15 protein-coding genes, 1 tRNA gene and 1 pseudogene are annotated in these 18,664 nt (G+C 48.5%); 7 read left to right on the top strand and 10 right to left on the bottom strand.

All coding sequences use genetic code 11. The features are described 5' to 3' along the window. Positions 1-201: 201 nt before the first annotated feature. The 4 genes from sixA to ACJHWT_RS04345 all read right to left on the bottom strand — a co-directional run bounded on the left by sixA (position 202) and on the right by ACJHWT_RS04345 (position 4,810). Entirely contained in the window at positions 202-687 is a 486-nt protein-coding gene (gene sixA / locus ACJHWT_RS04330; RefSeq protein WP_001195819.1) for a phosphohistidine phosphatase SixA, read from the bottom strand. 202 nt (positions 688-889) lie between these two features. Next, complete coding sequence (fadJ, locus tag ACJHWT_RS04335; protein WP_000425039.1) at positions 890-3,034, bottom strand: fatty acid oxidation complex subunit alpha FadJ; 2,145 nt, start codon at positions 3,032-3,034, stop codon at positions 890-892. Beyond that, the gene (fadI, locus tag ACJHWT_RS04340) at positions 3,034-4,344 is read right to left on the bottom strand and encodes an acetyl-CoA C-acyltransferase FadI (RefSeq protein ID WP_000531905.1); all 1,311 of its coding nucleotides are present in this window, start codon (positions 4,342-4,344) and stop codon (positions 3,034-3,036) included. The genes fadJ and fadI overlap by 1 nt, the downstream gene beginning before the upstream one ends. Positions 4,345-4,525: 181 nt before the next feature. Further along, positions 4,526-4,810: a YfcZ/YiiS family protein gene (locus ACJHWT_RS04345; protein ID WP_001296261.1), complete on the bottom strand. Its 285-nt coding sequence runs from the start codon at positions 4,808-4,810 to the stop codon at positions 4,526-4,528. Between the two features lie 371 nt (positions 4,811-5,181). On the opposite strand from ACJHWT_RS04345, the gene fadL reads away from it, so the two are divergent. Beyond that, positions 5,182-6,522: a long-chain fatty acid transporter FadL gene (gene fadL, locus ACJHWT_RS04350; RefSeq protein ID WP_021525697.1), complete on the top strand. Its 1,341-nt coding sequence runs from the start codon at positions 5,182-5,184 to the stop codon at positions 6,520-6,522. A 61-nt stretch (positions 6,523-6,583) separates the two neighbouring features. Here fadL and mlaA read toward each other — a convergent pair whose 3' ends face one another. Beyond that, positions 6,584-7,339 carry a phospholipid-binding lipoprotein MlaA gene (gene mlaA / locus ACJHWT_RS04355; RefSeq protein WP_000776768.1) on the bottom strand — a complete coding sequence of 252 codons (756 nt, stop codon included), beginning with the start codon at positions 7,337-7,339 and terminating at the stop codon, positions 6,584-6,586. A 293-nt stretch (positions 7,340-7,632) separates the two neighbouring features. On the opposite strand from mlaA, the gene ACJHWT_RS04360 reads away from it, so the two are divergent. From ACJHWT_RS04360 to ACJHWT_RS04370, 3 genes are all read left to right on the top strand, one after another. After that, the gene (locus tag ACJHWT_RS04360) at positions 7,633-8,565 is read left to right on the top strand and encodes a formate/nitrite transporter family protein (protein ID WP_000368131.1); all 933 of its coding nucleotides are present in this window, start codon (positions 7,633-7,635) and stop codon (positions 8,563-8,565) included. A gap of 75 nt (positions 8,566-8,640) precedes the next feature. After that, positions 8,641-8,715 (top strand) — tRNA-Arg (locus ACJHWT_RS04365). 121 nt (positions 8,716-8,836) lie between these two features. Further along, the gene (locus ACJHWT_RS04370; RefSeq protein WP_000166324.1) at positions 8,837-9,076 is read left to right on the top strand and encodes a DUF4942 domain-containing protein; all 240 of its coding nucleotides are present in this window, start codon (positions 8,837-8,839) and stop codon (positions 9,074-9,076) included. 79 nt (positions 9,077-9,155) lie between these two features. Here ACJHWT_RS04370 and ACJHWT_RS04375 read toward each other — a convergent pair whose 3' ends face one another. After that, a complete protein-coding gene (locus ACJHWT_RS04375; protein WP_001197021.1) occupies positions 9,156-10,403 on the bottom strand; it encodes an MFS transporter in 1,248 nt (415 codons plus the stop codon). Between the two features lie 71 nt (positions 10,404-10,474). After that, positions 10,475-11,389, bottom strand: a complete 915-nt coding sequence (locus ACJHWT_RS04380; protein WP_001274890.1) for an aminoimidazole riboside kinase — start codon at positions 11,387-11,389, stop codon at positions 10,475-10,477. 215 nt (positions 11,390-11,604) lie between these two features. On the opposite strand from ACJHWT_RS04380, the gene cscA reads away from it, so the two are divergent. Then, positions 11,605-13,038, top strand: coding sequence for a sucrose-6-phosphate hydrolase (gene cscA, locus ACJHWT_RS04385; RefSeq protein WP_000194528.1), 1,434 nt, complete (start codon positions 11,605-11,607; stop codon positions 13,036-13,038). Between the two features lie 7 nt (positions 13,039-13,045). Here the strand turns inward: cscA and ACJHWT_RS04390 are convergent, their stop codons facing one another. Then, entirely contained in the window at positions 13,046-14,041 is a 996-nt protein-coding gene (locus tag ACJHWT_RS04390; protein ID WP_001317964.1) for a LacI family DNA-binding transcriptional regulator, read from the bottom strand. Between the two features lie 242 nt (positions 14,042-14,283). Between ACJHWT_RS04390 and ACJHWT_RS04395 the strand changes: the two are divergent. Continuing rightward, positions 14,284-14,502, top strand: a pseudogene (locus tag ACJHWT_RS04395) (D-serine transporter DsdX); the annotation flags it as partial. Between the two features lie 17 nt (positions 14,503-14,519). Continuing rightward, a complete protein-coding gene (gene dsdA, locus ACJHWT_RS04400; protein WP_000426445.1) occupies positions 14,520-15,848 on the top strand; it encodes a D-serine ammonia-lyase in 1,329 nt (442 codons plus the stop codon). 107 nt (positions 15,849-15,955) lie between these two features. On the opposite strand, the gene emrY is transcribed toward dsdA, so the two are convergent. Together emrY and emrK are read right to left on the bottom strand one after the other, a co-directional pair. Beyond that, positions 15,956-17,494: a multidrug efflux MFS transporter permease subunit EmrY gene (gene emrY / locus ACJHWT_RS04405; protein ID WP_001018735.1), complete on the bottom strand. Its 1,539-nt coding sequence runs from the start codon at positions 17,492-17,494 to the stop codon at positions 15,956-15,958. Next, the gene (emrK, locus tag ACJHWT_RS04410) at positions 17,494-18,657 is read right to left on the bottom strand and encodes a multidrug efflux MFS transporter periplasmic adaptor subunit EmrK (protein ID WP_000435191.1); all 1,164 of its coding nucleotides are present in this window, start codon (positions 18,655-18,657) and stop codon (positions 17,494-17,496) included. The genes emrY and emrK overlap by 1 nt, the downstream gene beginning before the upstream one ends. Positions 18,658-18,664 lie beyond the last annotated feature (7 nt).

Raw genomic sequence — 18,664 nt, forward strand, 5'->3', positions numbered from 1 at the left:
TTCCAGAAAAATAATTTATGAATAAAAGTAAATTCTCTTTCAATATGTAAATTTTTACAAATAAAAGCGTCATGCCGTATAAAATAAAGACCATTCGATCACAAGCGGATCATTGTTAGTACAATAAGATTGAATAAATTCAACATTGCCAGAAAAAATAAAGGCCCGATAGCTTACGCCAGCGGGCCTTGTGCATGCGTATTAAATCGCCTTTGCCATCTTCAAATTACATGGGCTCATCTGCCAGTTAAATGTGCCGTTTCCGCTTTCATCAAGCGTTACGCTGGCAATGGCCGAGGTGGTAAACATAGGCGGCGTTTCGCCCGGACATAACTCAGCAACCAGATACCCGACTAAGGGTAAGTGGGAGATCACCAGTACCGAAGCAACACCTTCATTGGTCAACGCCTGCAAATAGGCACTGACCAGACCAACATCGCCGCAGGGCGTTAACTCCGGCAGAACTTCTGCACTGGAAGGCAGGTTCAGACAATCCCCTACTTCTTCCAGTGTTTGCTCGGCTCGCAGGAACGGGCTCACCAGAACGCGTTCGATTTCCACTTTTTGACCTTTCAGCCAGTTCGCCATCAGGCGAGATTCGTCACAACCGTTAGTAGTCAGAGGACGAACCGAATCACTGGCGGCATCGAGGGCTGCGTCGCCGTGACGCATGATAAAAACTTGCATATTGCACCGCTTTTGTTAACCAGATTCGCCCATTTTCTTTCATCTGAAACCAGAGAAAGAAAACGGTGGCCGGCATTGTGCCTTATCCATTCACCGAATGAAACGCTGTTTTTTACCTCAATGGCGTAAGTATAGTCAATATGCGTTTACATTTTGAGCAACACTCCGCCATTCAGCGCGGATTCATATAGCTTTGACCTTCTTATTGCAGGTCAGTTGCAGTTGTTTTCCAAAAACTTTCCCCACGCTTGCTCATCTCGACTAAACGCTCGCAAGGGGTAAAACGGGAACCATACTGCGTGGCCAGTCGTTGCATTATTGCAACCACTTCACCCGCACCGAGAGAATCGATGTAGCGGAACGGACCACCGAGAAATGGCGGAAAACCAATGCCAAATACCGCGCCAATATCTCCGTCACGCACGCTACGGATAACCTGCTCGTCCAGACAACGTACTGCTTCATTCAGCATCAACATCACACACCGTTCAGCTACCTGCGGTGCGGAGAGTCGCCCCTGCCCTTGTGTGCCAATGAGCGGGTAAATGGCGGGATCGACCTGTTTTTTGCTTTTACGCCCTTTCTGACCATAAAGATAGAAACCCCGGCCATTTTTTCTGCCTTTGCGATCGTCGTTCAAAATTGAAGAAACAACATTTGCAGGCGCGCTAAAACGTTCTCCATAAGCGGCTTCCAGTACAGGAATAATTTTAGTCCCGGTGTCGATTCCTACCTCATCCAAAAGTTGGATTGGGCCTACCGGAAAACCAAATTTCACCAGCGCGGTATCAATGTGCTCTACCCGTTCACCTTCGGTCAACATGCGGATAGCTTCATTAATGTAAGGCGCTAAGATGCGATTGACGTAAAACCCGGCTTTGTCACGCACGACAATTGGCGTTTTGCCCTGTTTTTTCGCCAGTTTTACTGTGGTGGCGATGGTTTGCGCCGATGTACCGGCATGGGGAATAATTTCTACCAACGGCATTTTTTCCACCGGACTGAAGAAATGCAGGCCAATAACTTGCTCAGGTCGCGCGGCGTGAGCGGCGATATCGCCAATCGGTAAAGATGACGTGTTCGAAGCAAAGATGGTATGAGCGGCGCAATTTTGCTCAACTTCCGCCACCATTTGTTGTTTTAATTCGAGATTTTCAAACACCGCTTCAATAATCAGATCGCGATGGGCAAAGCCGCGATAGTCCGTCGTTCCGGAGATTAATGCCAGCTGTCTGTCACGTTCGCTGGCTTTGAGATGACGACGGCGAACTTTGCCCTCCAGCTGATCCCAACTGTACTTCAGCGCATGATTTATGCCCTGCGGGTTGATATCTTTAATTCTGACCGGAAGCCCCGCTTTACAAGCAGTGACATAAGCAATACCGCCGCCCATCAAGCCACCACCTAAAATTCCCACGCTGTTTAATGGCGCAGGCTGCGCATCACTGCCAGGATCTTTCTTCACGTCCGTACTGGCAAAAAAGATACTACGCAGCGCCTGCGATTGCGGCGTCATCGCCAGTTCACCAAACGCCCGAGCTTCAGCGTCATAGCCGCTACTGGTGCCTTGCGCTAATCCGTTTTCGATAACTTCAAGAATGCGTTCTGTCGCCGGATAGTTACCCTGAGTTTTGTGTTCTGTTTTCTTGCCGACCATTTTGAACAGCAGCGCACGACCTAACGGCCCCGCCAGAATACGCTCGCGTACAGGTAGAGGGCGTGAAGATGGACGATCCTGCTTTGCCAGCTCAACAGCGGCTTCCAGCAAAATGGAGTGTGGAACAACGTCATCCACCAGCCCCAGCTTTACTGCCTGTTTCGCCCGAAGTTGTTTTCCGGTGAGGATCATCTCTAATGCTGTGCTGACACCTATCAGGCGCGGTAAACGCTGGGTGCCGCCTGAACCGGGTAACAATCCAAGTTGTACTTCAGGCAAACCGAGCACCGTTTTAGGATCATCAGTACACACGCGACCGTGGCACGCCAGCGCCAACTCCAGCCCGCCGCCCAGGCAAGCGCCATGAATAGCCGCGATAACCGGAACGGGCAAAGCATGAATCTCCGCCATTAACTGTTGACCCTGCCGCGCCAGTGCTTCCGCTTCTTGCGCCGTTTTGCAGTTGGCGATCATGTTGATGTCTGCGCCAGCAATGAAGTTGTCTGGTTTCGCGGAGATAAACACCACGCCGCGCAACTCTTTGTTTTCACGGAGTTGCTTAATAATGGCGCGCACCTGCGAGGCAAACTCCGCCTTCAGGGTATTCATTTTCTCACCCGGTACGTCGATGGTGATAACAGCAATGTTGTCCAGACGGACATTAAGGGTAAACGCTGATGCCATTTCCATTATTCCGCCTCCAGAACCATCGCCGCACCAAGCCCACCCGCAGCACAGGCGGTCACTAAACCAAATCCACCGCCGCGACGGCGAAGTTCATGCAATGTCTGGGTAATCATCCGCGCGCCGGTCGCCGCGAAGGGATGCCCGTAAGCAATCGAGCCGCCAAGCACGTTAAATTTGCTATCGTCCACTTCGCCAGTGGCATGTGCACGCCCCAGTACGTCGCGCGCAAAACGTTCGCTGCCAAGCAACTGAATATTGGCCAGCGTCTGGGCGGCAAAAGCTTCGTGCATATCAATCAATGTCAGATCGGCCATCGTCAATCCAGCGCGTTCCAGCGCCAGCGGCGTTGACCAGGCCGGGCCGAGCAACATGTCCTGCCAGACATCAATAGCGGTAAATGCGTAGCTACGCAGATATCCCAGCGGCACCAGGCCCAATTCTTTCGCCCGCGATTCAGTCATCAGGATCACCGCCGCTGCGCCATCGGTCAGCGGCGTACTGTTTGCTGCCGTTACCGTCCCGTGTTTACGATCAAACGCCGGGTGCAGCTTTGCGTAATCAGCAAGAGAGGAATTACCGCGAATATTGTTGTCTTCGACAAGCGGTTGTTTATAAGGGGGGATAAAGGCAGTCATCACCTCTTCTTTGAGTTTACCGTCTGACCACGCCTGAGCGGCCCGCTGATGCGAACGGTGCGCTAATGCATCTTGCTGTTCGCGAGTAATACCGTAGGTTTTCGCCATTTGTTCAGCGGTGTCGCCCATCCGCAAGCCAGTAGAGTATTCCGCCACTGCCGGAGGCACCGGCATTAAGTCGCGCAAACGCAGGCGAGAGAATAGTTTCAGGCGCTGGCTCATGGTTCGAGCTTTGTTGACATCAACCAGCACGCGCGCCAGTTTTTTACTGACGCCAATTGGCAATACGGAAGAGGAATCGGCCCCACCGGCAATCCCCGCGCGAATAGTTCCCGCCATCAGGCTTTCTGCGACGTTTGCAATCGCCTGGAAACTGGTAGCGCAAGCGCGGCTGACGCTGTAAGCATCGGTATGCACATTCATTCCGGTGCCAAGAACAATTTCACGCGCAATGTTGGGGGCTTCAGGCATTTGTACGACCTGACCAAAAACCAGTTGTTCAATCACTTCGGCGGGGATCTCGCTGCGTGCCAGCAATTCGCCTACGACCATCTTCCCCAAATCAACAGCGGGAATGCCATGAAAAGCCGTCGCCTGACGGGCAAAAGGCGTACGTAAGCCGCTAACAATGGCGATACGATCGCCCTGGCGGGTAATCAGCGGTAAAACCTGACCCATAACACTCCCCTGTAAAAAAATAAATAAAGTGGTCTGACCTGATCATAGTCTTAACCATTTTTTTACATTTAGCCAAGTGGAGAAAAGGGAAAGTGGGAGCTATGACACAGAGAGAAAAGAGGAAGAGAAAATAAAAACGCCCCCGCCAGGAACTGACAGGGGCGTATATACCCGAGAGGAATTAACGCAGACCCAGCTGGAAGATCAACATTTCAGCTTCGCAGGCAAAAGTGAAATCGATATCCAGGCGCACACCGTCAGACTCTTCAGTGAAAGTCGGGGTGATTTTGCACGGTTCGGATTCCACGCTACGGGCTTTTTCAGTCAGCGCCGCCAGCGTTTGTTCTGCTTCTGCGCGGTTTGCAAACACGCGGCTGTAAGACGCGGTGCAGTCGGAGTTGTCCATAATGGTGCCAACATCCATACAGCAGCAAACCGGGGTTTCATCAGCACTACATTTACTCATCGTTGATTTCCTCTGTATGTGCACCCAAGGTGCCAGATAAACGTTGTGGATATTTTACGCTTCCGGAAAGTGCTGCTCCAGTTGTTAATTCTGCAAAATCGGATAAGTGACCGAAATCACACTTAAAAATGATCTAAAACAAAATTCACCCGAATCCATGAGTGCGCCACCTCCAAATTTTGCCAGCTGGATCGCGTTTCTTAGATCATATTTGAAAAAAGATAGAAACATACTTGCAACATTCCAGCTGGTCCGACCTATACTCTCGCCACTGGTCTGATTTCTAAGATGTACCTCAGACCCTACACTTCGCGCTCCTGTTACAGCACGTAACATAGTTTGTATAAAAATAAATCATTGAGGTTATGGTCATGAGCCAGAAAACCCTGTTTACAAAGTCTGCTCTCGCAGTCGCAGTGGCACTTATCTCCACCCAGGCCTGGTCGGCAGGCTTTCAGTTAAACGAATTTTCTTCCTCTGGCCTGGGCCGGGCTTATTCAGGGGAAGGCGCTATTGCCGATGATGCAGGTAACGTCAGCCGTAACCCCGCGTTGATTACCATGTTTGACCGCCCGACATTTTCTGCGGGTGCGGTTTATATAGATCCGGACGTAAATATCAGCGGAACGTCTCCGTCTGGTCGTAGCCTGAAAGCCGATAATATCGCGCCTACGGCATGGGTTCCGAACATGCACTTTGTTGCACCGATTAACGACCAATTTGGTTGGGGGGCTTCAATTACCTCTAACTATGGTCTGGCGACAGAGTTTAACGATACTTATGCAGGCGGTTCTGTCGGTGGTACCACCGACCTCGAAACCATGAACCTGAACTTAAGCGGTGCATATCGCTTAAATAATGCATGGAGCTTTGGTCTTGGTTTCAACGCCGTCTACGCTCGCGCGAAAATTGAACGTTTCGCAGGCGATCTGGGGCAACTGGTGGCTGGTCAGATTAGGCAATCTCCTGCTTGGCTGACTCCTCAGGGGCAAGCATTAGCAGCTACCGCCAACAGCATCGACAGTAATACCAAAATCGCTCACCTGAACGGTAACCAGTGGGGCTTTGGCTGGAACGCCGGGATTCTGTACGAACTGGATAAAAACAACCGCTACGCATTGACCTACCGCTCTGAAGTGAAAATTGACTTCAAGGGTAACTACAGCAGCGATCTTAACCCGGCTTTTAATAACTACGGTTTGCCAATTCCTACCGCGACAGGTGGCGCAACGCAGTCGGGTTATCTGACGCTGAACCTGCCTGAAATGTGGGAAGTGTCGGGTTATAACCGTGTTGATCCGCAGTGGGCAATTCACTATAGCCTGGCTTACACCAGCTGGAGTCAGTTCCAGCAACTGAAAGCGACATCAACGAGTGGCGACACGCTGTTCCAGAAACATGAAGGCTTTAAAGATGCTTACCGCATCGCGTTGGGTACCACTTATTACTACGATGATAACTGGACCTTCCGTACCGGTATCGCCTTCGATGACAGCCCAGTTCCGGCACAGAATCGTTCTATCTCCATTCCGGACCAGGACCGTTTCTGGCTGAGTGCAGGTACGACTTACGCATTTAATAAAGATGCTTCAGTCGACGTTGGTGTTTCTTATATGCACGGTCAGAGCGTGAAAATTAACGAAGGCCCATACCAGTTCGAGTCTGAAGGTAAAGCCTGGCTGTTCGGTACTAACTTTAACTACGCGTTCTGATAACGCGTTCGCTTAATAAGAAAAAAGGTGAGTTTTGCGACTCACCTTTTTTGTTTGTTTCTTATTCAGAATCGATATCTTTTAAATCATCCTGAATCGCTTGCGCGTTCGGATTTTCCTGCGGTTTGAGTTCGCCGCCATTAGCGATGAAATCATGACGCTGGAAGTACGCTTCGCGCACCATAATATAAGGATCGGACGACTGACGCAGCAGACCATCGGAATCCAACAACTGCGCACGAGTTTCTATCCCTTCAAGCGTCCATTTACCCACAGACATCGGCCAGGTCAGCCAGGAAAGAACCGGGTAAAGACCATCCGCCATATCACCACCGTCATCACGCAGCGTGAAGCTACCGTAGAACGGTAACTGAACGTATGGCCCATAACCCACACCATAATGACCAAGCGTACTACCGAAGCGGTGAGGTTCAGTCCGTTGCAGTTTCGGGTTCGCCATCCCTGCAACATCAATAAAGCCGCCCATCCCCAAAATGGTGTTCAGGAAAAAGCGGGTAAAGTGGACCATCCCCTGATAAGGGTCGCCCTGCAAGAAGTAGTTAACCATCACCGCAGGTTCTTCAAGGTTGCCAGTAAAGTTGCTCAAACCGTTACGCGCCGGTTGCGGAACATAATCACGCCAGGCGACAGCGACCGGTCGAACAATATACGGGTCTAATACATTGAAGTTGAAGTTGTACATGGTGCGGTTGAACCCTTCTAGCGGGTCAGAACGCCCTTGCTGATCTGTACCGGAACTCGCACACCCCACCAGAAGCGTAGTTCCCAGAGCAAGCGCCGACAGGCGAAGCTTCATAAATGTCTCCCTGTTTTTTTATGGCTTATGCAGTTTGCCATCCATGACGGAACGATACCGTATCCGCCTGTTTAGGTGTGGGCGATTGTAACAGCACGTCAACTGATGTCCAGACGCCCTGATTTGCTGATTTGATCATAGCCTGGTAATCGCCGCCCTGTAGGCTACTTGATTCTATAGAAACAGAAAAAGGCAAACGCAGCCTTTTCTACATTTTCAGAGTAACTCCCGCCAGTTGCGAGCAAAAAAGCCGCTACGCTTTAGCTATACGTGCTAATTCAAGAGAAGAGACCATGGACAACGACAAAATTGATCAACACAGCGACGAAATTGAAGTTGAGAGCGAAGAAAAAGAGCGCGGTAAAAAAATAGAAATAGATGAAGACCGACTCCCCTCCCGGGCGATGGCAATTCATGAGCATATTCGCCAGGATGGTGAAAAAGAGCTGGAACGCGACGCAATGGCGCTACTGTGGTCAGCCATTGCGGCGGGTCTGTCGATGGGCGCTTCGCTACTGGCAAAAGGGATATTTCATGTCGAACTGGAAGGCGTGCCGGGCAGCTTCTTGCTGGAGAATCTCGGTTATACCTTTGGTTTTATTATCGTCATTATGGCCCGCCAGCAATTATTTACCGAAAACACCGTGACTGCGGTACTACCCGTCATGCAAAAACCGACAATGAGCAACGTTGGCTTACTTATGCGGTTATGGGGCGTCGTGCTGCTGGGTAATATTCTCGGGACAGGTATTGCGGCGTGGGCATTTGAATATATGCCAATCTTCAATGAAGAAACTCGCGATGCATTTGTCAAAATCGGCATGGATGTGATGAAGAACACCCCCAGCGAGATGTTTGCCAACGCGATCATTTCCGGCTGGCTGATCGCCACTATGGTTTGGATGTTTCCTGCAGCGGGTGCGGCAAAGATTGTGGTGATTATATTGATGACCTGGCTTATTGCCCTGGGTGACACCACTCACATCGTTGTCGGTTCTGTTGAAATCCTCTATCTGGTGTTTAACGGTACGCTGCACTGGAGCGATTTCATCTGGCCCTTCGCACTACCTACTTTAGCGGGGAACATCTGCGGCGGCACCTTTATCTTCGCGTTAATGAGTCATGCACAGATCCGTAACGACATGAGCAACAAGCGCAAAGCAGAAGCACGCCAAAAAGCAGAACGTGCGGAAAACATTAAGAAAAATGATAAAAACCCGGCATAAATGGCGAGGGTTTAAGCAATCGAGCGGCAGCGTACTTACCCCGCAGTCCATTAGCGGGTATACTCATGCCGCATTGTCCTCTTAGTTAAATGGATATAACGAGCCCCTCCTAAGGGCTAATTGCAGGTTCGATTCCTGCAGGGGACACCAGATACCCTTCAAACCAAATCTACCTTCACCCCGTAAAAGATGGGTTTGGCAGCACACTTGCCCTATATCTACTCATTTTTACTGCAACAGGTTGAAATCTCAGCACTGTCAGAAAGCGCTGATGACTAAACAGCCCTGGCCGGGCGATGTAACCATCATACAGAATCCTGATAGCGAAATATGGCGTGACTCGATACTTCACTCTGCAATGCATTCCTTGATGAATTCGCAGGCCCGTGATACACGGGACACGTCGCTGAATGACGACAATGTCCTGGAAATCAGCGAACCGCGTATCCGGAGTACATTTGAGCGACTGTACCAGAACATGAATGAGGCGTTTGGATTAGGTGATTATTAGCAGGGGTAAGCATTTTTGTATTATTATTTTCCGGTTGAGGGATATGGAGATATCGACAACAACCGGAAAAAGTTTACGTCTATATTGCTGAAGGTACAGGCGTTTCCATAACTATTTGCTCGCGTTTTTTACTCAGGAAGAAAATGCCAAATAGCAACATCAGGCAGACAATACCCGAAATTGCGAAGAAAACTGTCTGGTAGCCTGCGTGGTCAAAGAGTATCCCAGTCGGCGTTGAAAGCAGCACAATCCCAAGCGAACTGGCAATTTGAAAACCAATCAGAAAGATCGTCGACGACAGGCGCTTATCAAAGTTTGCCACGCTGTATTTGAAGACGGATATGACACAAAGTGGAACCTCAATGGCATGTAACAGCTTCACTAATGAAATAATCCAGGGGTTAACGAACAGCGCGCAGGAAAGGATACGCAACGCCATAATCACAACACCGATAAGTAATGCATTTTTTGGCCCTACCCGATTCACAAAGAAAGGAATAATCGCCATGCACAGCGCTTCGAGTACCACCTGGAATGAGTTGAGATAACCATACAGGCGCGTTCCTACATCGTGTGATTCGAATAAACCTGCATAAAAGACAGGAAAGAGTTGTTGATCAAAAATGTTATAGAAAGACCACGTCCCCACAATAAATATGACAAAAACCCAGAAGTTTCGATCCTTGAAAACTGCGATAAAATCCTCTTTTTTTACCCCTCCCGCATCCGCCGCTATGCACTGGTGATCCTTATCTTTAAAACGCATGTTGATCATCATAAATACAGCGCCAAATAGCGAGACCAACCAGAAGTTGATATGGGGACTGATACTAAAAAATATACCAGCAAAGAACGCGCCAATAGCATAGCCAAAAGATCCCCAGGCGCGCGCTGTTCCATATTCGAAATGAAAATTTCGCGCCATTTTTTCGGTGAAGCTGTCAAGCAAACCGCATCCCGCCAGATACCCTAGGCCAAAAAAGAGCGCCCCCAGAATTAGACCTACAGAAAAATTGCTTTGCAGTAACGGTTCATAAACGTAAATCATAAACGGTCCGGTCAAGACCAGAATGAAACTCATACACCAGATGAGCGGTTTCTTCAGACCGAGTTTATCCTGAACGATGCCGTAGAACATCATAAATAGAATGCTGGTAAACTGGTTGACCGAATAAAGTGTACCTAATTCCGTCCCTGTTAATCCTAGATGTCCTTTCAGCCAAATAGCGTATAACGACCACCACAGCGACCAGGAAATAAAAAAGAGAAATGAGTAACTGGATGCAAAACGATAGTACGCATTTCTGAATGGAATATTCAGTGCCATAATTACCTGCCTGTCGTTAAAAAATTCATGTCCTATTTAGAGATAAGAGCGGCCTCGCCGTTTACTTCTCACTATTCCAGTTCTTGTCGACATGGCAGCGCTGTCATCGCCCCTTTCGCCGTTACTGCAAGCGCTCCGCAACGTTGGGCGAGATCGATAATTCGTCGCATTTCTCTTTCATCTGTAGATAATCCCGTAGAGGACAGACCTGTGAGTAACCCGGCAACGAACGCATCTCCCGCCCCCGTGCTATCGACACAATTCACAGACATTCCAGCAAAATGGTGAACTTGTCCTCGATAACAGACCACCACCCCTTCTGCACCTTTAGTCACCAACAGCATGGCGATCTCATACTCTTTTGCCAGGGCGCATATATCCCAATCGTTCTGTGTTTTTCCACTGATAAGTCGCCATTCTTCTTCCGAGAGCTTGACGACATCCGCCAGTTGTAGCGCCTGCCGCAAACACAAGCGGAGCAAATGCTCGTCTTGCCATAGATCTTCACGAATATTGGGATCGAAGCTGACAAAACCTCCGGCATGCCGGATCGCCGTCATCGCAGTAAATGCGCTGGTACGCGAAGGCTCGGCAGACAACGCAATTGAACAGAGATGTAACCATTCGCCATGTCGCCAGCAGGGCAAGTCTGTCGTCTCTAAAAAAAGATCGGCACTGGGGCGGACCATAAACGTAAATGAACGTTCTCCTTGATCGTTCAGATCGACAAGCACCGTGGATGTCCGGTGCCATTCATCTTGCTTCAGATACGTGATATCGACACCCTCAGTTAGCAGCGTTCTTTGCATTAACGCACCAAAAGGATCATCACCGACCCGACCTATAAACCCACTTGTTCCGCCTAATCTGGCGATTCCCACCGCAACGTTAGCTGGCGCGCCGCCAGGACAAGGCAGTAGCCGCCCGTCTGATTCTGGCAAGAGATCTACGACCGCATCCCCTAAAACCCATACTTTGGCTGACATTTTTTTCCCTTAAATTCATCTGACTTACGCATAGTGATAAACCTCTTTTTCGCAAAATCGTCATGGATTTACTAAAACATGCATATTCGATCACAAAACGTCATAGTTAACGTTAACATTTGTGATATTCATCGCATTTATGAAAGTAAGGGACTTTATTTTTATAAAAGTTAACGTTAACAATTCACCCAATTTGCTTAACCAGGATGATAAAAATGACGCAATCTCGATTACATGCGGCGCAAAACGCACTAGCAAAACTTCACGAGCGCCGAGGTAACACTTTCTATCCCCATTTTCACCTCGCGCCTCCCGCCGGGTGGATGAACGATCCAAACGGCCTAATCTGGTTTAACGATCGTTATCACGCGTTTTATCAACATCACCCGATGAGCGAACACTGGGGGCCAATGCACTGGGGACATGCCACCAGCGACGATATGATCCACTGGCAGCATGAGCCTATTGCGCTAGCGCCAGGAGACGAGAATGACAAAGACGGGTGTTTTTCAGGTAGTGCTGTCGATGACAATGGTGTCCTCTCACTTATCTACACCGGACACGTCTGGCTCGATGGTGCAGGTAATGACGATGCAATTCGCGAAGTACAATGTCTGGCTACCAGTCGGGATGGTATTCATTTCGAGAAACAGGGTGTGATCCTCACTCCACCAGAAGGCATCATGCACTTCCGCGATCCTAAAGTGTGGCGTGAAGCCGACACATGGTGGATGGTAGTCGGGGCGAAAGATCCAGGCAACACGGGGCAGATCCTGCTTTATCGCGGCAGTTCATTGCGTGAATGGACTTTCGATCGCGTACTGGCCCACGCTGATGCGGGTGAAAGCTATATGTGGGAATGTCCGGACTTTTTCAGCCTTGGCGATCAGCATTATCTGATGTTTTCCCCGCAGGGAATGAATGCCGAGGGATACAGTTACCGAAATCGCTTTCAAAGTGGCGTAATACCCGGAATGTGGTCGCCAGGACGACTTTTTGCACAATCCGGGCATTTTACTGAACTTGATAGCGGGCATGACTTTTATGCACCACAAAGCTTTTTAGCGAAGGATGGTCGGCGTATTGTTATCGGCTGGATGGATATGTGGGAATCGCCAATGCCCTCAAAACGTGAAGGCTGGGCAGGCTGCATGACGCTGGCGCGCGAGCTATCAGAGAGCAATGGCAAACTTCTACAACGCCCGGTACACGAAGCTGAGTCGTTACGCCAGCAGCATCAATCTATCTCTCCCCGCACAATCAGCAATAAATATGTTTTGCAGGAAAACGCGCAAGCAGTTGAGATTCAGCTGCAGTGGGCGTTGAAGAACAGTGATGCCGAACATTACGGATTACAGCTCGGCACTGGAATGCGGCTGTATATTGATAACCAATCTGAGCGACTTGTTTTGTGGCGGTATTACCCACACGAGAATTTAGATGGCTACCGTAGTATTCCCCTCCCGCAGGGTGACATGCTCGCCCTAAGGATATTTATCGATACATCATCCGTGGAAGTATTTATTAACGACGGGGAGGCGGTGATGAGTAGCCGAATATATCCGCAGCCAGAAGAACGGGAACTGTCGCTCTATGCCTCCCACGGAGTGGCTGTGCTGCAACATGGAGCACTCTGGCAACTGGGTTAACATAATATCAGGTGGAACAACGGATCAACAGCGGGCAAGGGATCCGCGTCACTCTTCCCCCTTCACGATCTTCAATAATATGCAATGCAGCTTCCCGCCCGATAATGTCATGTGGAAGCTGAATTGTGGTCAGCGGCGGTAAAAACAGATGCCCGACGCCAACCAGATTATCAAAGCCCATTACGGCGACATCCTGCGGGATACGTACCCCCTTCGCCAGGAGAACCTGATAAGCGACAAAGGCTGCGCGATCGTTACCACATATCAGAACATCAAAATCTGGTTTGCCAGATTTGAAGTGGGCATTGAGTAAACTTGCGAGATCGGTGTAGTGATCATCACCTGTTGCCATGTGAAATTGTTTCACCTCAGCCAGATCTCGTCCAGCATCACGCCAGGCCTGCTCAAATCCCTGCCGACGATACCCTGTTGCCAACGCACTTTCCGGTAGCCAGAAGCATAACGGTTGACGATAGCCCGCCGCGAGCAAATGCTGTGTTGATTCATATTGTGCAGTGTAATCATCAGGGATATAACTGGGTAACGCTGGGTCATCCGCCACACAGTTCGCCAATACAATATTTTCACCATACAGAGACTCAGGCAGCGTGATATGTCGCAGCCCCATTGTAGTATAGATAATGCCATCCGGACGGTGGGCAAGCAGCTGACGTGCAGCACGGGCAGCGTCATCTTCAGAAAAAATATTGATTAAAAAACTATTCCAGCCGAACTCGCTGGCGGTTTGCTCAATGGCAAGCAGAATATCAACAGAGAAAGGAGTGGTGGCCGTGTCCTGCGCCAGCACGGCGAGAGTCGACGGCTTACGTCCTTGAGCGCGCATCTTACGGGCGGAAAGATCAGGAACATAATTCAGGGTCTGGATTGCCTGCAATACGCGGTCACGCGTTGCAGGACGCACAGATTCTGCATTATGCATCACCCGGGAGACTGTCATCATCGACACTCCCGCCAGGCGTGCGACATCCTTTAATGAAGCCATACCCAAGCCGTTTGCCGTAAAACGGGCACTGTAGCAGAAACAGACGTCACTGGCGAGATCCAACGATATTCTCAACGCCCTATCACCCGACACGGCAATACAATAAAAAATAACAATAATTCCCGGACAATTGTACCCAATTCCGCCTCTGTTCTCGCCAACGAGTAACCATGTAGGCAAGTAGGTAAAACATGCCAACTGGCATCGCCAACCTGGAGAAGAAAATATAAATATGGATCATTGTGCTGCCGCTGTATCCCGACATCAGTCCGGAAATTATTGCGATTGCTATCGGTTCAGGTGCGATTGGCTGCACGATCGTTACGGACTCGCTTTTCTGGCTGGTGAAGCAATATTGCGGCGCTACGCTCAATGAAACATTTAAATACTATACGACAGCGACATTTATCGCTTCAGTCGTCGCTCTGGCGGGCACATTCCTGCTGTCATTTATCATCTAAGCGCAAAGAGACGTACTATGGAAAACGCTAAAATGAACTCGCTCATCGCCCAGTATCCGTTGGTAAAGGATCTGGTTGCTCTTAAAGAAACCACCTGGTTTAATCCTGGCACGACCTCATTGGCTGAAGGTTTACCTTATGTTGGCCTGACCGAACAGGATGTTCAGGACGCCCATGCGCGCTTATCCCGTTTTGCACCCTATCTGGCAAAAGCATTTCCTGAAACTGCTGCTACTGGGGGGATTATTGAATCAGAACTGGTTGCCATTCCGGCTATGCAAAAACGGCTGGAAAAGGAATATCAACAACCGATCAGCGGGCAACTGCTACTGAAAAAAGATAGCCATTTGCCCATTTCCGGCTCCATAAAAGCACGCGGCGGGATTTATGAAGTCCTGGCACATGCAGAAAAACTGGCTCTGGAAGCGGGGTTGCTGACGCTTGAAGATGACTACAGCAAACTGCTTTCTCCAGAGTTTAAACAGTTCTTTAGCCAATACAGCATTGCTGTGGGCTCAACCGGAAATCTGGGGTTATCAATCGGCATTATGAGCGCCCGCATTGGCTTTAAGGTGACAGTACATATGTCTGCTGATGCCCGGGCATGGAAAAAAGCGAAACTGCGCAGCCATGGCGTTACGGTCGTGGAATATGAGCAAGATTATGGTGTTGCAGTCGAGGAAGGACGTAAAGCAGCGCAATCTGACCCGAACTGTTTCTTTATTGATGACGAGAATTCCCGCACGTTGTTCCTTGGGTATTCCGTCGCAGGCCAGCGTCTTAAAGCGCAATTTGCCCAGCAAGGCCGTATCGTCGATGCTGATAACCCTCTGTTTGTCTATCTGCCGTGTGGTGTTGGTGGTGGTCCTGGTGGCGTCGCATTCGGACTTAAACTGGCGTTTGGCGATCATGTTCACTGCTTTTTTGCCGAACCAACACACTCCCCGTGTATGTTGTTAGGCGTCCATACCGGATTACACGATCAGATTTCTGTTCAGGATATTGGTATCGACAACCTTACCGCAGCGGATGGCCTTGCAGTTGGCCGCGCATCAGGCTTTGTCGGGCGGGCGATGGAGCGTCTGCTGGATGGCTTCTATACCCTTAGCGATCAAACCATGTATGACATGCTTGGCTGGCTGGCGCAGGAAGAAGGTATTCGTCTTGAACCATCGGCACTGGCGGGTATGGCCGGGTCTCAGCGCGTGTGCGCATCAGTAAGTTACCAACAGATGCACGGTTTCAGCGCAGAACAACTGCGTAATGCCACTCATCTAGTGTGGGCGACGGGAGGTGGAATGGTGCCGGAAGAAGAGATGAATCAATATCTGGCAAAAGGCCGTTAATAACGTTTCAACGCAGCATCGCCATCCTTTCCCTGGGTGAGCGATGCTGCCGATGACGCAGACTTAAGATTCTGCCGTTTTACCTGCTATAGCCTCCTCTTTTTCCATCACCCAACGCCTTTCGCTGTAAACGGCGGTTTCGCAAACCAAACCAAAACCGTAAGTAAGATAAAAGCAATAGCCGCCATACGGAAAATCTCATTTGCAGAAATAGAAAGTGACTGCTGGGTTATTTCATTATTAATTTCATTAAGAACTCCTGAAAGCGAACCATAGTATTTATCCATAATTTGTGACGATGAATTAAACACGGGGTTAAATTGATCGATGGTTGCTGTCAACTGACTATGGTGTAACGATTCGCGGCGTCCCCACAGTGTCATTGTCAACGACGTACCAACTGATCCTGACAAGGTGCGAAAAAAATTACTCATACTCGAGGCATTGGCAAATTTATTATCTGGCAAGCCTGAAAACGAAATCGTTGTTAAGGGTAAAAAGAAACAGGCAACGGCGAATCCCTGAAAAAACTGTGGCAAAATGATGCCTGTAAAATCAATCGTTGGCATAAATGTCACAGAACGCCAGTAATAGCAAACCGCATACATCAAAAAACTAAATGTCACCAACAACCGCATATCAATTTTGTTGCCATAACGTCCTATCAAAGGTGATATTAATAGCGGCATGATACCGATGGGCGCATAGGCAAGTCCGGCCCATATCGCATTATACCCCATCGTTTCCTGGAGTAACTGCGGCATAAGAACTATTGCCCCAGAGTAAAATAAATACGCGCATGTGATACTCACAATACCAATGGTGAAATTACGGGACTTAAACAAACTGAGGTCAAGAATCGGATTCTCTGAGGTCGACTCCCAAATGACTAAAGAAATCAGAGAAATAACTGATACTACTGTTAGTATTATTATTGTACTCGAGTTGAACCAATCTAGATCGCGCCCTTTATCAAGCATAATTTGCAAACCACCAACACCGAGCACTAACAGGGTCAGTCCTGGTAGATTCATTTTGACCGGTGAAGTCTCAGTTTCTCGTCCTTTAAGTAAGGTTAAGCATAATGTCAGGACGATAATCCCCATAGGGACATTGATTAAAAATATCCAACCCCAGCTAAAGTTATCGCAAATATAGCCGCCCAATATTGGCCCACATATCGGAGCGATAATTACGGTCATTGACCATAATGCCAAAGCAAATGTTCTTTTTTCTGGCGGATAATTCCTTAATAATAAACTCTGTGACAGTGGAATTAACGGCCCCGCCACTAAGCCCTGAACGACTCTAAAAAATATCAGCACATCAAGATTGGTCGATAGGCTACACATTAATGAAGATAGTGAAAAAAAGGTTACTGAAAGTAAAAATAATCTTAATTCGCCTATTCTTTGTGCCAGCCTGCCGGTAACAGGGATCGCAATGGCATTTGCTACGCCAAACGAAGTGATAACCCAGGTGCCTTCGTCTGTTGATGCTCCCAGAAAGCCAGATATTGTCGGTATTGCGACGTTAGAAATAGTGGAATCCAACATTTGCATAAACGTCGCTAAGGACAATGCAATAGTAACGCACCATAACGTCCCACCGGTTAATGGTGCCGGAGTTGATTTAGTGATTGCCATTAAAGTTGTCCATTATGCGAAATAATGTTGCTAATTTCTTTTTCTATCGGAGTAGTATCGATAACTAAAGCCTTACTGGTATAAGCAGGCATGGAGGTCACGGTTGAAGCCAGCTCAGGCATCTCAGCAATGTCTTCGTCCTTCGTATCAATAGTTGCAGTCATCGATAAACCAATACGTAAGGGATGTTCCATGAGTTCTTTTGGATCCAGAGACACCTCAACCGGTACACGCTGAACGATTTTGATCCAGTTCCCTGTCGCATTTTGTGCAGGTAATAAGGAGAACGCATTGCCGGTTCCCATATTGATTCCTGTCACCCGACCATGAAACACAACATTTTCACCATAAAGATCGCTGATAATATTGACCGATTGACCAATCCGTACATCCGTGAGTTGTGTTTCTTTAAAGTTGGCATTAACCCACATTTGACGTGCCGGTACGACAGCCATTAACGATTGTCCGGGACTCACTGTTTCGCCGACCTGAACACTTCGCTGGGCAATATAGCCGGTAACAGGACTCTTAATATCCGTACGTTTAAGCGCTAACCAGGCTTCTTTGGTTGCATCCGCCGCTTCAACGACTTGTGGCTGACGGTTTAATGGTGTGTTCATTACTAAAGCTTTATTCGCTTTATAAGCCTGGATAGCGGCATTCAATGCCGCTTTGCTACTTATTAACGTATCTTTGGTATGCTCCAGCGTTTCTTTTGAAATAACCCCCTGCTTCGCTAAAGGCACACGACGGTTATAATCTTCTAAAGATTGTTGATACTGAATACGTGCTGAAGCGACTTCGGCACTGTATTGTTTATCCTGTAAGTACAGTTTATTCGTTTGCCGAACAATATTTGCCAGATTATTTTTAGCTTTATTGAGTGCGATAGTGGCATCAGTCTTATCCAGTGAGACTAAAATGTCACCCTGTCGAACGTAGTTCGTATCTTTATGATTAACGACAGTGACGCTGCCTGAAACTTGTGCAGAAATTGGATCTGCATTCCCCGTGACATAGGCGTCATCTGTACTAATCATGTCTTCTAATTCCATTGACCAATAGGCATAGGCACCTGAAAACGCAATAAATAAAACTACCGCCAATAAAGAAAAGTATTTTCTTCTGTTAGAATATTTTTTATTTGAATTAATCTGTTCCACTTTTATC

This window comes from Escherichia sp. WS338 (genome assembly GCF_046486405.1).
Lineage (GTDB): Bacteria > Pseudomonadota > Gammaproteobacteria > Enterobacterales > Enterobacteriaceae > Escherichia > Escherichia coli.

What these genes read in the sequence shown, in the direction of transcription:
- fadJ (WP_000425039.1), bottom strand. Translation starts at nt 3,034, where the DNA reads ATGGAAATGGCATCAGCGTTTACCCTTAATGTCCGTCTGGACAACATT.
- sixA (WP_001195819.1), bottom strand. Translation starts at nt 687, where the DNA reads ATGCAAGTTTTTATCATGCGTCACGGCGACGCAGCCCTCGATGCCGCC.
- fadL (WP_021525697.1), top strand. Translation starts at nt 5,182, where the DNA reads ATGAGCCAGAAAACCCTGTTTACAAAGTCTGCTCTCGCAGTCGCAGTG.
- ACJHWT_RS04390 (WP_001317964.1), bottom strand. Translation starts at nt 14,041, where the DNA reads ATGGCTTCATTAAAGGATGTCGCACGCCTGGCGGGAGTGTCGATGATG.
- cscA (WP_000194528.1), top strand. Translation starts at nt 11,605, where the DNA reads ATGACGCAATCTCGATTACATGCGGCGCAAAACGCACTAGCAAAACTT.
- emrY (WP_001018735.1), bottom strand. Translation starts at nt 17,494, where the DNA reads ATGGCAATCACTAAATCAACTCCGGCACCATTAACCGGTGGGACGTTA.
- dsdA (WP_000426445.1), top strand. Translation starts at nt 14,520, where the DNA reads ATGGAAAACGCTAAAATGAACTCGCTCATCGCCCAGTATCCGTTGGTA.
- mlaA (WP_000776768.1), bottom strand. Translation starts at nt 7,339, where the DNA reads ATGAAGCTTCGCCTGTCGGCGCTTGCTCTGGGAACTACGCTTCTGGTG.
- ACJHWT_RS04360 (WP_000368131.1), top strand. Translation starts at nt 7,633, where the DNA reads ATGGACAACGACAAAATTGATCAACACAGCGACGAAATTGAAGTTGAG.
- ACJHWT_RS04345 (WP_001296261.1), bottom strand. Translation starts at nt 4,810, where the DNA reads ATGAGTAAATGTAGTGCTGATGAAACCCCGGTTTGCTGCTGTATGGAT.
- ACJHWT_RS04375 (WP_001197021.1), bottom strand. Translation starts at nt 10,403, where the DNA reads ATGGCACTGAATATTCCATTCAGAAATGCGTACTATCGTTTTGCATCC.
- ACJHWT_RS04380 (WP_001274890.1), bottom strand. Translation starts at nt 11,389, where the DNA reads ATGTCAGCCAAAGTATGGGTTTTAGGGGATGCGGTCGTAGATCTCTTG.
- ACJHWT_RS04370 (WP_000166324.1), top strand. Translation starts at nt 8,837, where the DNA reads ATGACTAAACAGCCCTGGCCGGGCGATGTAACCATCATACAGAATCCT.
- fadI (WP_000531905.1), bottom strand. Translation starts at nt 4,344, where the DNA reads ATGGGTCAGGTTTTACCGCTGATTACCCGCCAGGGCGATCGTATCGCC.